Below are 14909 nucleotides of genomic sequence, written 5' to 3'. Positions count from 1 at the left end.
GCCCGCCAAAGGCTGCCGCGTGGCTTCGGCTACCCCGTCATCGCCGGGGCCTCGGGCTTGGCGAGCGGTTCGGCGCGCCAGAGGAGGCCTATGCCGGTGATCGTGTAGAGGATCGCGAACAATACGAGGCCGATGCGCGTCACGAAGGATTCCGTGGCGGTGGTCGGGATCGGCGAGACGCCGAGGCCGAACAGGATCAGGAAAATGCCGAGCGCGCCGGCGAAGATCCTGCCGCTCTTCGGATCGGCCGCGCGGCCGCCAAAGAAGAGCGAGACGATCAGCAGGATCGGGAACAGGAACACCAGCTCGGGCCGCATCGACAGGATCGTGAAGGCGATCGACGCCACGATGCCGCCGATCATGTTGACGACCAGGAGGCCGGTGAAAGCGCGCTGGTTGGTGACGATGTCGGCCTGTCCGATCAGCGAGATCACGGTCAGCGGCACGACGATCGCGGTCGAGAAATTGCGGCCGACGAAGCAGATCAGCACCGCACCGAGCAGGATCGCCGTATTGGCAAGCGCGCGCAGCCCTGGCGCGGTCAGCACGTGCACCGGCTGCGCCGGCTTCGCGTTCGCGCCGTCCGGCTCCGGGAAGAAGGCGTGCGCGAACCAGACCAGCACCACGCCCATCAGGATCGATTTCGCCAGCGTCAGCACGATCGATTCGCCGAGATCGATATTCGCCATGCCGAGCACGAGCGTCACGGTCGAGATCGTCAGCACCAGGCCGACGATCGGCAGCGCCTTGCCCAGCGCCTGCGTCATGAAGCAGAGAAAATAGAGCAGCCCGATCATCACCAGCAGCACGGCGGGACGATCACCGAGCAGCGCCATGGCGATTGTCAGCGTCTCACCCAGAAAGACGACGATGCCGGCCATGGTGATGGTCGCGGCGAGCGTCGGCGGTTTCGGGCTGGCGGTGATGAACTGCAGCGCCAGCATCGGCGCGAGAAAGGCCAGCGGCGATCCGAGCAGCACCGAGACCGTGAAGCCGACCGAGACCACGAAGGCGAGGCGCAGGCCGAGATGCCGCGCGCGGATCAGTTGGGTCCGCGCGCGTGGGTCGGGCAGGGTGGCGTCAGGTTGCATAGCTCAGCACGGAGACGATGCGAATCCAGAGCCATCCGAGCGCATTCACGATCGGATGATCGCCGGTATAGATGACGATGTTCGCCTGCGAGCCGTAGCGGACGCCGCGCGGCATGCTATCGGGGAAGACCAGGCGGAGCGGGAAGAGCTGCGGATCGCGCACCCAGCCGCTCTGGTTGCTGATCTTGGGCAGGCCGGTGGCCGGGTCGATGCTGCCCTGCGAAACGCCCCAGCCGATGCTCTCCACCGAGGCGGCGAAGACCTGGCCCGGCAGGGAATCGAACACCACTTCGGCCGGATCGCCCGGCGCCAGATATTCGAGGCTGTTTTCCTTGATATTGGCGTTGATCCAGATCGTGCGGGCATCGATGAAGGTCATCGCGGCCTGGCCGACGGCGACGAACTGGCCGATGGCGAGCTGGAGATTGGTGACAGCGCCATCGGAAGGCGAGAGGACCGTGGTCCGCAGCAGGTTGAGCCGCGCCGTCTCGAGGGCTGCCAGCGCGTCGCGCAGCTGCGGATTGTCGTTGCCGGCCGGGCCGAGCTCGCTCTGCGCCCTGGCGAGATCGGCTTCGGTCCGCGTGACCGTCGCCTCGGCGATTCTCAGTGCGGCTTCGGCATCGTCCTGCTTCGTCTTGGCGTAGACGTTCCTCTTCACCAGTTCGACGGCGCGCTGCGTCTGTTCACGCTGGTTGTCGAGGGCGGCCTTGGCCTCGACGAGCCGGGCCTGTGCCGAATCGACGGCGGATGTCGAGGCGCCGATGGTCTGTCCGACCTGCGCCAGCCGTGCTTCCGCCTGCTCGACGGCGATTTCGAAGGGCTGCGGATCGAGGCGGAAGAGGACATCGCCGGCCTTCACCACCGCATTGTCGACGACGCCGATCTCGATCACCTTGCCGGCGACTTCCGGCGCGATACGCACGACATAGGCCTGCACGCTCGCCTGCGACGTATAGGGCGTCAGCCGCTCGACGACGATCGAGGCGATGAAGAGGATGATCGCGATCGCGAGCACGACGAAAGCGGTCCGCCGCAGCGGGTTTGCCGGTGTCGCCTCCTCCTCTGGTAGCGTCGGCTTCGTCTCGGGCTTCAGCTCCGGCGCCGCGCCGGGTGCGACGGGCTTCGCCTCGATCACCGTATATTCGGTGTATTCAGTATATTCGGTCGACACCGGGCCCTTCGCCATGGCAGCCCTCGCTTCAATGCGCCGCGGCGGCCAGCGGCGCGATCACGCCGAGGTCGCGGAAGGCGCTGATCATCAGCTGGATCGCCAGTGCCGAGAGCAGCAGCCCCATCACCTTGCTGACGACGACCTGTCGCCCGGACGCGTTGCCGCCCTTGAACAGGAAGCCGGCGGAAAGAAGGATGGCGAGATTGAGCGCCATGATGCCGAGCACGATCGCCGCGATGACCAGCTTCTGGCCGAAGGTCTGGGTCTCGGCGACGATCGCGGTGATGGCGACGAGGCCTTGCGGCGTCGCCATCAAAGGCATGGCGAGCGGATAGATCGCGATATCTGTCGATGGCAGCGCGTCGCCGACCTCGTCCTTGTGCTCGCCGATCACCATGTCGAGCGCGAAGAGCAGCAGGATCAGGCCGCCGGCGATCTTCAGGGCCGGCAGCGAGACATGGAAGAGGCTGAGCAGGTTCTGGCCGAGAAACACGAAGACGAGCGAGACGATCGTCGCCACGAACACCGTGTTGAAGGCGATCGTGCGCCTGAGCGCAGGACCGGCCTTGGCGGTGAGCTTCGCATACATGATCGCGGCCTTGAGCGGCCCGATCGTCACGAAGAGCAGAAGGATGACATCCGAAATGCCGAAACCATCGGTCATGATCCGCTCTTGCTCCCCGTGCTGCAGCGGACAACGCATAGAACAAAGCCGTGTGACAATACAGTCCCGGTCCAGGGCCGGATCGGGTCATCCACCGGGTCCTTTGCCGCCGCGGTGCCTCCGGAGACATCAGGGAAAATTAACCAAGTTTTCCTAGACTGTGCCTTGGTCTGGGCGGGCCGATCGGGCGTTGTGTGGAGTTGAGCGTGCTGAGTGCAGCCAGTCGCGTGGGACTTTTGTCCGTCGCAGCCCTATTCTGGGCGCAGACGGCGTCGGCACAATTTGTCGGCTCGCAATATTATCAGAAGTACCGCGCCGCTCAGAGCGAGGCGGTGACTGATACGGCCGCAGCCACCCCGGCCGATCAGGCACCGCTCGCGACGCCGGTCGATCCGCTCCCGCAGCAGAACGCGGCGCCGATTGCCGAAGCGCCCGCGCCGGTCATGCGCAATGTCGGTCCGACACCGTCGATGGTTCCCTTGCCTCGCGCCCGCGGCTCCGCCGTGAGGGCTGCCACAGCGTCGACACCGCCCGCCGCCTCGGTGCCGGCATCGCCCGCTGCGGCTGCCGCGATCATCCCGGCCGACAGCTTCCAGGCACAGCCGGCGCCTGTCGCCGCCATGCCGCCCTCCGGCTCGCAGGCCACTGATCCGGCGGCGATGCCGAAGCTCTCGCCGACCGAATTCGTGGCGCTCGCCGAGGAACGCGTCCTGCCGAAGGGGTTCAAGCGCAGCGACGATCCCGATCCGCGCGTCGCACGTCTGCAGATCCTGCTCGATCGTTCCAATGTCTCGCCCGGCGTCATTGACGGCTTCTCCGGCAACAATCTCGGCAAGGCGGTCGGCGCGCTGCAGAACATGCACGGCCTGCCCTCGACCGGGCGGATGGGGCCCGATATCGACGCGATCCTGGCCGCCGTCTCGGCCGAGCCGCTCTTCGTCTCCTACACGATCACACCGCAGGACCTCGCCGGGCCGTTCGTGCCCAATTTCCCGCGCGACTATGCCGAACTCGCCAAGCTGGACTGGCTCGGCTATCGCAATGTCGTCGAGGAACTGGCCGAGCGCTTCCACATGGATGAAGGCTTCCTGCGCCGCCTCAATCCGGGCGCGACCTTCGACGTGCCCGGCACGGTGATCACGGTCGCCGATGTCGGCCCGAACGCGACCGCCAAGGTGGCCCATCTCGTTGCCGATTCGAGCACCAAGCAATTGCTCGGCTACGACAATGACTGGAACCTCGTCGTCGCCTATCCCGCCACGATCGGCAGCACCGACATGCCGTCGCCCTCGGGCATGCATGCGATCAAGGCGGTGGCGGTCGATCCGGTCTATTGGTATCGCCCGCAGGTCAATTTCCAGCAGGGCAAGAACACCAAGGCGCTCAAGCTCGCGCCGGGGCCGAACAATCCCGTCGGCGAGGTCTGGATCGGTCTCGACAAGCCGACCTATGGCATTCACGGCTCGCCGGAGCCGAGCAAGATCGACAAGACCAACAGCCATGGCTGCCTGCGCCTCACCAACTGGGACGCGAAGGAACTGGTCAAGCTGGTGAAGCCCGGCGTCGTGGTCGAATTCGTCGACCCGACGACGACGGCCTCGATCGCGCGATAGGGGAGAAGGGGCGGCGCCCTAATAGGGGCCGCGGCTCACGATCTGCTGGAACTGGCTCTTGAGCGCGCCGATCCGCGCGGCATAGGCGCTCCTGAGGCAGGCGACATTGCCGCCGCACGCCTGGCGGCCCTGCAGCCACGCCTTCTGGTCGTCGCGGAGTGCGCCGGCGCCGCCCATCGGCAAAAGCGCCAGCAGCATCTGGTAGCGCGTCGCCATCTCGACATCGCTGTCGTTCAGGTCGGGATGGGTGCAGATCGCGATCTCGTCCGGGGCCGAAGCCTTGGCGCAGGGAAAGCTCGCGGCGCTCGCCGGCGGCGCGCCGGCGGAAAAGGCAAGCAGCAACATGGCCGGCGCGATCAGCCGGTAGAGCCCGGCGCGGGTCGGCTTCGTGGTGCGGTTCGTCGGCATGTCGGTCACTCCTCTTCTGTGCCGCGTAGGATCCCGTCGGCAACCGGATCGCGCCGTCCCGGGACGGCGGCGCCGGCATGCTCGGCGTCAGGCCGCGATCGTGTTCACGAACAGGCCGAGCAAGGCGAGCGCGGCGATGACGCCGGTCCAGTAGAGGCGCTGGTGATGCGCATCCTGAAGGATCTCGCTCGGCCAGAAGGCCTGCGCCATCATCACGGCGATCATGACTGCGCCACCATAGAGCAGGAAGGGAAACAAGGAGAAACCGACCTCAACCATGAATCACGCCTGCGATATTCACTGCATTTTACGGCCTGTCCAGCCGGTCTGGCGGCATGCCGTGGCGGCAGGATGGTCGAATTTTAGCAAAATCGTCGCGATCACGTCGTTCCGGGCTTCGGCATTCCGGTTGCGGCGCCGTTGTCATAGCCACGGGCAGGTTTCGGGCTATCCTGTCGGATGACGGCGGGGCGTGATCGATGCGATCGGATGCGCGCGGCCGGAGGCATGTCCGCTCGATCGGTCCGGGACGGGCTGTGCGCGAGCCGGACCGATCGAAAGGAAGTAGCGATGAAGATCTCCGACGTGCGCAGCAAGGCATTCGCCATGCCGCTGCACAACCCCTCCTATCCGCGCCCGCCCTACAAGTTCTACAACCGCGAATTCATCACCATTTCCTACCGCACCGATATCGAACTGGTGCGCGAACTCGTTCCCGAGCCGCTCGAGGTCATCGGCGACACCGTGACCTACGAATTTATCCGCATGCCGGATTCGACCGGCTTCGGCGATTATACGGAAACCGGGCAGGTGATCCCCGTCCGCTTCACCGGCGCAGACGGCGTGGTGCAGGAGGGCGGCTATGTGCTCGACATGTATCTCGACGATGATTCGCCGATTGCCGGTGGCCGCGAACTCTGGGGATTCCCGAAGAAGCTCGCCAAGCCGGAGGTCACGCATGAAGGCGAGGTGCTGGTGGGCAAGCTGCATTATGGCTCGATCCTCTGCGCCGTCGCGACCATGGGCTACAAGCATCGCGAAATCCCGCTGGAGCCGCTGCTGAAGTCGCTCGCCAAGCCGAATTTCATGCTGAAGATCATTCCGCATGTCGACGGCACGCCGCGCATCCTGGAACTGGTGCGCTATTATCTGGAGGATGTGACGCTGAAGGGCGCCTGGACCGGCCCGGCCGAATTGCAGCTCTTCCGCCATGTGATGTGCGATGTCGGCCGCCTGCCGGTGCATGAGGTCCTGGTCGCGAACCACTTCATCACAGACTTGACGCTCGGCCTCGGCGAGGTCGTCTACGATTATCTGAAAGAGGCCTGAGCCAGTCGCCTTCGCGCCCGGCCGGCGGTTCCGATCGTCGGCCGCGTGCGGCTGGCCCGCCCAATCCGCCCTGAGCGGAGGCACTTTCCAGAAGGCACGCCGGCAGTGGACGGTGCCGCAGGTGGATCCTGCGGCCCGGTCACCGGCATGCTAAGCTTCGCCATCACAAGCCTCATGGAGGAACGCCAATGACAGACTCGGCCACCCTGATCGAGCTCGACGAACGCATCGCAGCCGTGCGTGAGAACATCCGCACGCTGACCGAGCAGGCCGCCGCCTATTCTGGCGCCGCCGACGAGGACCTCGCCGCCACGCGGATCGCGGAGCAGGAGGAAATCCTCGCCGTCCTCCTCAAGGAGCGCGAGACGCTCGCGCGATAGCAGCGCGCCGGCGCCGGCCTCGCGCCATGAAGGCGAGGGCGGTGCCTTTATTCCCGCCGGCAATTCCGGCTCGATCGTCCCGCCTCAGCAGCAATTGCAGATGAAGCGTTCCTCGAAGGGGCGCCGGGTCGTTTCCATCTCCTGGCCGCCGAGATAGGTCGCGACCGGCTGCAGCAGGGTCTGGCCCTCGCGGATCGCGCCGCTCACGTCGGTGAAGGGATAGCGCGCCTCGACGAGCTTCAGGATGCTGATATCGGCCGGCGCGCCGATGCCGAGATGGCCGAGTTCCGGCCGTCTCATGGCGAGCGCGGGGCGGCTCGAGGCCATGCCGATTGCAGATTCCAGCGGCACGCCCGAATTGATCAGCTTGCTCATCGTGTGCAGCAGGTCGAAGGCGGGGCCGTTGACCGAAAGCTGGTGCACGTCGCTCGAGATCATGTCGGGCAGAAAGCCGGCCGCGAGCGCCCGGTCGACGCTCTCATAGCCGAACGCGCCCATGCCGTGGCCGATGTCGAACAGCACGCCGCGCGCCTGCGCCGCCTGGACGGCGGGCAACACGGCGCCGTTTTCGGTGAAGGCCGAATTCGGATCGGGCCGATAGCAATGGGTCAGGATGTCGCCGGGGCGCAGCCGCTCGACCACCTCCGCATAGGAGGGGGGCGGGCCACCAATATGCGTCATCAGCGGCAGGCCGGCCTTCTCGGCGGCTTCGAGCGCGATATCGAGCGCTTCGAGGCCGAGATCGCCCGAGGCCGGGCCGCCGATCCTGACCTTCACGCCGACGATGATCTCCGGATGCGCCTTGCAGACCTCGACGCAGCGATCGACGATCAGCAGCGCGCGCTCGGCCGCCTCGCCGACGAAGAGGTTCTTGTCGAAGGCGAAGATGCCGGGGAAGGAAATGTTGAGATAGGCGAGGATGCGATAGGGCGACGGGCCGATGATGTAGTCGCGCAGGCCCTCGAAATTGCCGGCGCCGGCGCTGCCCGCATCGACGAGCGTGGTGATGGCGGAACGCCGCGCGATCGGGTCCGGGGCAACGCTGAGCGATGTCGCCTTATGGTAGATATGGGTGTGGATGTCGATCAGGCCTGGCGCCACGATCGCGCCGGTGACGTCGCGGACGGTCGCAGCGCCGGTCTTGGGCAACTCGCTCGCAATGGCCGCGACGCGCCCGTCGCGCACGCCGATATCGAGAATGCCGTCAATGCCGTTGCGCTCGTCGAGAACGCGGCCGCCGGAGAGGATCAAGTCGAACGCGTCGTGCGACGCCGAACTGCCCATGATGAGAATTCCTGTCGGGCGAGACCGCTGCCTCGCCTCTCATGTTGTGGTTGGTGGAGAGATGACCGGACTATCAGTCCTATTTCACGGCGCCCATCGACATGCCAGCGATAAGGCTGCGCCGAAGGCGGATGAAGAGCGGGGCGCCGAGGCCAACCTTCGCCACGAGGCTGCTAGTCAGACTGCCCTCTTGGCGAGGGCGTCACCAACATAGCGCGATCGCGCCCGGATATCCCTGCCTGGATGCCGGTATCCGATCAACTCTTTCTCACAGCAGCAAGGCGAGCGTGACCGTGCCCCAGATCGCCAGCATGAAATGGGTGTGCTGCGCGTTCTGGTAGGCGGCCCAATAGTGGAACCACTGGCCGACGGCCAGGAAGCTGCCCCAGACCATGGTGAAGCCGAGCACGCCGAGGGCGGCGATGATGCGCGGGGTCTCGGCCGCCCAGAAGCCGAGGAGGGCGCCGAGCAGGGCGAAGGTGCCGACAATCAGGATCAGGGCGGCGACGCTCTCGCCGATGACGATGCCGGCGAAGAGCAGGCGCTGGATGAATGGATTGTCGATGCGGTGCGTCTCGCAGGCCGCATGGATATCCGGCGCCTCGATCTTCAATTGGCGCAGCGACAAGACATCGGCGACCATGTCGCCATTGGCTTTCGGTATGCGCAGATTTTCGAAGGCGCCGATCCCGAGCCAGACCGCCTGGGCGGCCACCAGAAGCGTTTGCGCCAGCAGCGTCACGAATTCCATAGAAAGTTCCCCGGTTCCCGTTTTTTGGTGACCGATTTCTGCATGCCGCATCGCAGTGCGAAAGGGGAAGCTGCGCCTTCGCACCGCGTCATACTGCCGTCGGGCCGACGCCCTATTCCCAGCCGAACACGCTGCGGCCGCCATAGGCCGGCGAGCGCTCCCGCTCGCGCATGATCTCCTCGCGGACATCGACGCCGCGCACTTCCTGCTCCAGCCGCCGCGATTGCTCATCGAGCCGTTTCAGCGCGGCGAGTTCCTCGTCATTGCCGAGCTTCGCCTTGCGCACGGCCGAGCGCATCACGTCGATCGTGTGGTCATAGACGCGCAGCGGCACGGGGAAGGGATGACGGTCCTTGCCGCCATGGGCGAAGGAAAACCGCGCCGGATCGTCGAAGCGGCAGGGCACGCCATGCACGACCTCGGCAACCAGCGCCAGCGCCTCGACCGTGCGGGCGCCGACGCCCGGCACGAGCAGCAGTTCCGTGAAATCGGCCGGGCCGGCATCGGCAGCCGCGGCGAGGTTGCCGGCTAGGCGGCGCGCATCGACATTTTCGGGCCGCACATCGTGATGCCCCGGCATGATCAGATGCGGCAGCATGGGCTGCTCGGGCTCTTGCTCGACCGCGGTTCCGGACGCGGCGCGCAGCATCTTCGCGTGTTCGACGGCGATCCGGTCCGGTCCGAGCGATTTGAGCAGACCGAGTTGCGCATTGCGCGAGGCGCCGGCGCGCTGGTCGGTCAGGTTGATGATGGCGCCCTGCGTCCGGCCTTCGATCGCGGCATGCGGTGCCTCGATGAAGCTCTTCAGGCCTTCCGAAAGCCAGTGATAGCGGCGGGCCTGCCGGCGTGCATCGTTCATGCCCTGCTGTACGACTACCCATTGGCCGTCATCGGTGACAATGAAGCCGTGCAAATAGAGATCGAAGCCGTCCTGGACGGCGGCGCTGTCGACCTTGGCGACGAGACGGCTGGCCCTTGCGAGTTCCGCCCCGTCGAAGCCGACGCGCTCGCCGATCGCGACCAGCTCATGCGGCGTCTGGCGGGAATATTTGCCGCGTCCGCCGCAGACATGGATGCCGAGCTCGGCGGAAAGCGGCGTCAGTCCGCGCTTCAGCGCGCCGATCACGCTGGTGGTGATGCCGGAGGAGTGCCAGTCCATGCCCATCACCGCGCCGAAGGACTGGAACCAGAAGGGATGGGCCAGCCGGCGCAACAGCTCGTCGCGGCCATATTCCTGCACGATCGCCTCGGCGATGACGGCGCCGAGGCGCGTCATCCGGTCGGCCAGCCAGCGCGGTACCTGGCCGCTATGGAGCGGAAGGTCGGCGCTTCCCGTTCGCTTCGCCATGATGGCCTTGTCTTCTCGAAAAGGGCCGGCACCACACAGGCGGGCCTTCAGGCCATCCTATCGCTTCGCCGTCGCAGGCGGTAGCGAGATGGTTCAGGCCGGGGCGCGCTCGGGGCGCTGGGCCCTTGCGATGCGTGGCATGCTGATCTCGATCCAGTCGGCGAGGCTGCGGACCTTCTCCGCCGCCTCGCGGCCGAGCGGCGTCAGGCTGTATTCCACATGCGGCGGCACGACGGGATAGGATTTCCGGTCGAGCATGCCGTCGCTCTCCAGCCATTGCAGCGTCTGCGACAGCATCCGCTCGCTGACGCCGCCGATCTTGCGCCGCAAATCGCTGAAGCGGTGCGTGCCCGAAAGCAGCGCGATCAGCACCAGCACGCCCCAGCGGTTGGTCAGGTGCTTCAGCACGTCGCGCGAGGGGCAATTGGCCGCCAGAAGGTCTCCGCGCCCCAATTGCTCGGAAAGGGTGGTCGCCGTCTCGTCGGCCTGCATCACCGCGCTCATCAAGCTAACCTTTTTGTGCGTACTTACGAAAAGTAATTGTCTGGTCTATATCGCATCCAGTTCCCACCGCAACAAGGACATGCAGATGATAGGCATTACAGGGGCGACCGGCCAGCTCGGCCGCTTGATCGTCAAGAAGCTTCTGGCCAAGGTTCCCGCCTCCGAAATCGTGGCAATCGTCCGCGACCCCGCCAAGGCGGCCGATCTCGGCGTCGTCGTCCGCAAGGCCGAGTATGACAATCCCGAGACGCTCGACGCGGCGTTCGCCGGCATCGATACGCTGCTGCTGATCTCGTCGAACGAATTCGGCAAGCGCGCCGCGCAGCACGCCAATGTCGTTGCGGCCGCCAAGCGCGCCGGCGTTAAGCTGATCGGCTATACGAGCATCCTGCATGCCGACACGTCGGAGATCGGCCTCGCCGTCGACCATCGGCAGACGGAAGCCGACATCAGGGCGTCGGGCCTTCCCTTCGTCTTCCTGCGCAATGGCTGGTACACGGAAAACTATGCCGGCTCGATCCCCGGTGCCGTCGCGGGCGGCGCACTGATCGGCAGCGCCGGCGAAGGCAAGATCTCGGCCGCTTCGCGCGCCGACTATGCCGATGCGGCCGTCGTGGCGCTGACGTCGGAAGGCCAGGCCGGCAAGGTCTATGAGCTTGCGGGCGATACGGCCTTCACCCTCGCCGATCTCGCCGCCGAAATATCGAAGCAGACCGGCAAGGTCATTCCCTACAACAATCTGAGCGAGGCCGATTATGCCGCCGCTCTCGCGAGCTTCGGCCTGCCCGAGGGTCTCGCCGCGACGATCGCGAGCTGGGACGTTCCGATCTCGAAGGGCGCTCTCCATGACGAGAGCCACACGCTGTCGAAGCTGATCGGCCATCCCACCTCGCCGATCTCCGAGGTCGTCACCCAGGCGCTCAAAGGCTGAGGCGCCGAAGGGCCGATAAAATAAGCGCGTGCGCCGCAATCCGGCGCACGCGCAGTCTCCTGGCGCGTTACTTCGCGAAGATCTGGCTCATATCGGCAAACGACTTGAACTCCAGCGCATTGCCGGCCGGATCGTAGAAGAACATTGTCGCCTGCTCGCCGACCTGTCCCTTGAAGCGGACATAGGGCTCGATCACGAATTTGATCCCGGTAGCCCGCAGCCGCTCGGCCAGCGCTTCCCAATCCGCCATTTCCAGTACGACGCCGAAATGCGGCACCGGAACGTCATGACCGTCGACGGGGTTGTGGTGCGGGCCTTTGGCGGTCTCGTCCTTGGGCTTGTAATGGGCGACGATCTGGTGGCCGAACAGGCTGAAATCGATCCATTGGTCGGAGCTGCGGCCCTCCTCGCAGCCGAGCACGGACCCGTAGAAGGTGCGGGCCGCAGCCAGGTCGTCGACGGGGAAGGCGATGTGGAAGGGGGTTATGGCCATCAGGCTGTCTTTCGGGTTTGGCGTTGAAGCGTGGATGGGATCGGTGGTGTGAGCAGTCGATCAACGTCGGCGAGCGCGAGATCGAGCCGGGCGCGGAAGCCGGCGCTTGCCGGCTTGCCGTCGATGAAATCGGCGGCGGTCGCGAAGATCCCGGTCGGGATCGTATGCGTCATGAAGAAGCCGAGCAGCGGCCGAAGCTGGTGGTCGAGCGCGAGCGTGTGGCGGTCGCTGCCGCCGGTCGCTGCGAGTACGACCGTCTTGCCGGCGAGCGAGGCCGGATCGAGCAGGTCGAACAGATGCTTGAAGAGGCCGGAATAGCTGCCCTTGAAGATTGGCGAGGCGACCACGAGCAGATCGGCCGAGAGGATTTCGGCGACGATCGCCTGGCCGTGCGCATCGAGCCCGGCGAGGCTGGTCGCGGCACCGAGCGACGGGCCGAAATCGACGAGATCGAACACGTGCGGCGCGAGCTCGTGCCGTTCGCCGATCGCCGCCGCGATCGTCTCGACGAGGGCGCGTGTCTTGGACGGCCGCGTGATGTTGCCGCTGATGCCGACGATCCTGCCGGCCGAGGGAACGACCATGGTCTCTTGTCCCGGTTGCGAAGGGGGCCCGCACGGCACGAGGCCGCGCGGGCGGGGGGCATAGACTAGAAGAAACGCAGGTAGCGGTCCTGCTCCCACTGCGAGACATGGGCCATGTAGGAGAGCCATTCGCCGCGCTTGTAGTTGGTCCAGGAATCGGCCATCGCGTCGCCCATAACCTGGCGCGACAGCGGATCGGCGGCGAAGGCCTCGACCGCTTCGCCGAGCGTGCGCGGCAATTGCTTGATGCCGCGTGCGGTCAGCTCCGCTTCCGAGCTTTCATACATGTTGCCGCGGTTCGGCTCGCCCGGATCGAGCTGTTCGCGAATGCCCTCGAGGCCGGCGGCGAGCACCATGGCGGCGCCGAGATAGGGGTTGCAGGCGCTGTCGGCGGCGCGCAGTTCCACGCGGCCGCCTGAGAGCGGAATGCGCAGCGCATTGGTGCGGTTGTTGCCGCCATAGCAGGCGAAGATCGGCGCCCAGGTGAAGCCTGACATCGAGCCCTGCTTGACGAGGCGCTTGTAGCTGTTGACCGTCGGCGCGACGACCGCGCAGATCGCGGGCAGATGGCGCAGCACGCCGGCGATGAACTGGTAGCCCAGCTTGGAGAGGCCGCAGCCGCGCGGATCGGCGCGGTCGGCGAAGGCGTTCTTGCCGCTCGCAATATCGGCGAACGACATGTTGAAATGGGCGCCGCTGCCGGTGCGGTCGGCATAGGGCTTGGGCATGAAGCTGGCGAAGGCGCCATTCTGCCGCGCAATGTTCGAGGCCATCAGGCGCAGGAAGGTGAAGCGGTCCGACATCGTCACCGCGTCGGCATAGGTGAAATCGATCTCGAACTGGCCGAGGCCGTCTTCCTGATCGAAGGAATAGACGTCCCAGCCGAGATTGTTCATGGCCGAGACCATTTCCTCGATCCAGTCCATGTTGTCGAGCAGCATGGAGCCGTCATAGCAGGGCTTGGAGAGGCGGCGCTCGGAGAGGGGCATCGGGCCGTCGGGCGTGTCGGCCATGACGTAGAACTCGGCTTCCATGCCGAGATTGAAGGTATAGCCGAGCTTGGCGGCCTCGCTCATCTGGCGCTTCAGGATACCGCGGCTGCAGGATTCGAACGGCGCGCCGGCGAGCCAGAGGTCGCTCGCAAACCAGGCGACGTTCGGCCGCCAGGGCAGGACCGTCAGCGATTTGGCGTCGGGATGGGCCGAAACCTCCTCGTCATTGACCTCCTGCGGCACGCCGTCGAGGGCGGCGCCGGTGAAGAGCTCGGAGCCCTCCATCATCTGCGGCAGATGATCGACGGGGACCATCTTCGCCTTCGACACGCCATGCATGTCGACATAGCTCGCCATCAGATACTGGACCGAGGAATCGGCCAGCTTCGTCTTTACATCGGCTATCTCGACGGAGGCCGTGCTCTCGAGCTTCGCATCCATTCTCATCAGACTCCATCAGCAATCATGCGGGACAGGGGGCGAGGCGGGAACGGCATGGTGTCCGCGGTCCAGTCCTCGAGCGGTGTACGTTCGACGAGCGCGCTCTCGAGCTGCCCGGCGAGGCTCGTGACGCAGAGATCGAGCAGCCGGGCGCCGAATTCGGCGGTGCCGGCGCTCGGGCGACCGACAGTGCCGGTCACGCTCTCCTTGTCGACGGTGTAGGAAAAGAAGCAGCAGCCGGCGCGGTTCGGCTCGTCTACTGCCTTGGCGAGGTCGACGAGCTCCGGCCGCAGATGCAGCATCAGCGAGGTCTCTGCATCATTGGCGTGCCAGTTGGTGCCGCCGTCATATTCATAGATCGCGCGCACATCGGCCGAGATCTCCCAGATCGAGCGCAGCGCGATGCGCATGTCCGGCAGGTCGGCGCGGATATTCTCCAGCGCGCAGCGCAGCGGCGCCCAGTTGGTGACATGGCCATTGAGCAGCACCAGCCGCGTGAAGCCCGAGCGGCACAGCCAGCCGGCTATTTCGAGCACCAGCGCCGCGAGCGTCTCGGGACGGAGCGACAGCGTGCCGGGCCATTTGTCGGAATGGCCCGGCGAGCAGCCATAGGGCAGGGCGGGCAGAACGGGGATTCCGGTCCGCGCCGAGACGCCCTCGGCGACCGCGGTCGCCGAGAGTGTGTCGACGCCGGTCGGCAGATGCGGGCCGTGCTGCTCGGTGGCGCCGACGGGCAGGATCGCCATGTCGATGCCGCCCTCGCGCAGCGCCGCGATCTCTTCCCACGAGAGTTCCTGCCATCTGACCGGTGTGCCGAGCTGCATGAGATTGTCCTGAAATCTGCCCCTGGCGGCTGCCCGCGGGCCCGTCGCATCGGCTGTCGAGACCCTTGCGAACGAGGCCTTGCGAGGCTCTTGCGAGCGCG

General features: G+C 65.9%; 17 protein-coding genes. 4 read left to right on the top strand and 13 right to left on the bottom strand.

Annotated elements, in window-relative coordinates:
* Positions 1-29 precede the first annotated feature (29 nt).
* The 3 genes from QO014_RS12710 to QO014_RS12700 are packed head-to-tail and all read right to left on the bottom strand — an operon-like array spanning position 30 to position 2926.
* Complete coding sequence (locus QO014_RS12710) at positions 30-1091, bottom strand: DUF2955 domain-containing protein (RefSeq protein ID WP_266349074.1); 1062 nt, start codon at positions 1089-1091, stop codon at positions 30-32.
* Positions 1081-2277: an HlyD family secretion protein gene (locus QO014_RS12705; protein ID WP_266349073.1), complete on the bottom strand. Its 1197-nt coding sequence runs from the start codon at positions 2275-2277 to the stop codon at positions 1081-1083. The genes QO014_RS12710 and QO014_RS12705 overlap by 11 nt, the downstream gene beginning before the upstream one ends.
* Before the next feature lie 13 nt (positions 2278-2290).
* The gene (locus tag QO014_RS12700) at positions 2291-2926 is read right to left on the bottom strand and encodes a MarC family protein (protein WP_266349072.1); all 636 of its coding nucleotides are present in this window, start codon (positions 2924-2926) and stop codon (positions 2291-2293) included.
* Between the two features lie 206 nt (positions 2927-3132).
* Here QO014_RS12700 and QO014_RS12695 point away from each other — a divergent pair, with 206 nt between their 5' ends.
* Positions 3133-4539: a L,D-transpeptidase family protein gene (locus QO014_RS12695; protein WP_266349071.1), complete on the top strand. Its 1407-nt coding sequence runs from the start codon at positions 3133-3135 to the stop codon at positions 4537-4539.
* Between the two features lie 18 nt (positions 4540-4557).
* On the opposite strand, the gene QO014_RS12690 is transcribed toward QO014_RS12695, so the two are convergent.
* Positions 4558-4947, bottom strand: coding sequence for a lysozyme inhibitor LprI family protein (locus tag QO014_RS12690; RefSeq protein ID WP_370877129.1), 390 nt, complete (start codon positions 4945-4947; stop codon positions 4558-4560).
* Positions 4948-5034: 87 nt separating this feature from the next.
* Entirely contained in the window at positions 5035-5226 is a 192-nt protein-coding gene (locus QO014_RS12685; RefSeq protein WP_266349070.1) for a hypothetical protein, read from the bottom strand.
* A gap of 291 nt (positions 5227-5517) precedes the next feature.
* On the opposite strand from QO014_RS12685, the gene QO014_RS12680 reads away from it, so the two are divergent.
* Both QO014_RS12680 and QO014_RS12675 read left to right on the top strand, forming a co-directional pair.
* On the top strand, positions 5518-6276 hold the full coding sequence (locus QO014_RS12680; RefSeq protein WP_266349069.1) for an acetoacetate decarboxylase: 759 nt from the start codon (positions 5518-5520) through the stop codon (positions 6274-6276).
* A 188-nt stretch (positions 6277-6464) separates the two neighbouring features.
* Complete coding sequence (locus tag QO014_RS12675; RefSeq protein ID WP_266349068.1) at positions 6465-6656, top strand: hypothetical protein; 192 nt, start codon at positions 6465-6467, stop codon at positions 6654-6656.
* An 84-nt stretch (positions 6657-6740) separates the two neighbouring features.
* Here the strand turns inward: QO014_RS12675 and QO014_RS12670 are convergent, their stop codons facing one another.
* From QO014_RS12670 to QO014_RS12655, 4 genes are all read right to left on the bottom strand, one after another.
* Positions 6741-7940, bottom strand: a complete 1200-nt coding sequence (locus tag QO014_RS12670; RefSeq protein WP_266349067.1) for an amidohydrolase/deacetylase family metallohydrolase — start codon at positions 7938-7940, stop codon at positions 6741-6743.
* 268 nt (positions 7941-8208) lie between these two features.
* Complete coding sequence (locus tag QO014_RS12665) at positions 8209-8691, bottom strand: DUF2165 family protein (RefSeq protein ID WP_266349066.1); 483 nt, start codon at positions 8689-8691, stop codon at positions 8209-8211.
* A 112-nt stretch (positions 8692-8803) separates the two neighbouring features.
* On the bottom strand, positions 8804-10039 hold the full coding sequence (locus QO014_RS12660; RefSeq protein WP_266349065.1) for a DUF763 domain-containing protein: 1236 nt from the start codon (positions 10037-10039) through the stop codon (positions 8804-8806).
* Between the two features lie 93 nt (positions 10040-10132).
* Positions 10133-10543, bottom strand: coding sequence for a winged helix-turn-helix transcriptional regulator (locus QO014_RS12655; RefSeq protein ID WP_266349064.1), 411 nt, complete (start codon positions 10541-10543; stop codon positions 10133-10135).
* An 85-nt stretch (positions 10544-10628) separates the two neighbouring features.
* Between QO014_RS12655 and QO014_RS12650 the strand changes: the two genes are divergently transcribed.
* The gene (locus tag QO014_RS12650) at positions 10629-11474 is read left to right on the top strand and encodes an SDR family oxidoreductase (RefSeq protein ID WP_266349063.1); all 846 of its coding nucleotides are present in this window, start codon (positions 10629-10631) and stop codon (positions 11472-11474) included.
* A 67-nt stretch (positions 11475-11541) separates the two neighbouring features.
* On the opposite strand, the gene QO014_RS12645 is transcribed toward QO014_RS12650, so the two are convergent.
* The 4 genes from QO014_RS12645 to QO014_RS12630 form a co-directional block, all read right to left on the bottom strand.
* Positions 11542-11967 carry a VOC family protein gene (locus QO014_RS12645; protein WP_266349062.1) on the bottom strand — a complete coding sequence of 142 codons (426 nt, stop codon included), beginning with the start codon at positions 11965-11967 and terminating at the stop codon, positions 11542-11544.
* The gene (gene msuE, locus QO014_RS12640; RefSeq protein WP_266349061.1) at positions 11967-12551 is read right to left on the bottom strand and encodes an FMN reductase; all 585 of its coding nucleotides are present in this window, start codon (positions 12549-12551) and stop codon (positions 11967-11969) included. The genes QO014_RS12645 and msuE overlap by 1 nt, the downstream gene beginning before the upstream one ends.
* Positions 12552-12616: 65 nt before the next feature.
* Positions 12617-13984: a type III glutamate--ammonia ligase gene (glnT, locus tag QO014_RS12635; RefSeq protein WP_266349060.1), complete on the bottom strand. Its 1368-nt coding sequence runs from the start codon at positions 13982-13984 to the stop codon at positions 12617-12619.
* A 5-nt stretch (positions 13985-13989) separates the two neighbouring features.
* Positions 13990-14808, bottom strand: coding sequence for a creatininase family protein (locus QO014_RS12630; protein WP_266349059.1), 819 nt, complete (start codon positions 14806-14808; stop codon positions 13990-13992).
* Between the last annotated feature and the right edge of the window lie 101 nt (positions 14809-14909).

Source organism: Kaistia dalseonensis, from assembly GCF_030814715.1.
Lineage (GTDB): Bacteria > Pseudomonadota > Alphaproteobacteria > Rhizobiales > Kaistiaceae > Kaistia > Kaistia dalseonensis.
Note: the sequence above shows the minus strand (reverse complement) of the source record. Positions and strands in the feature narration are given on the sequence as shown.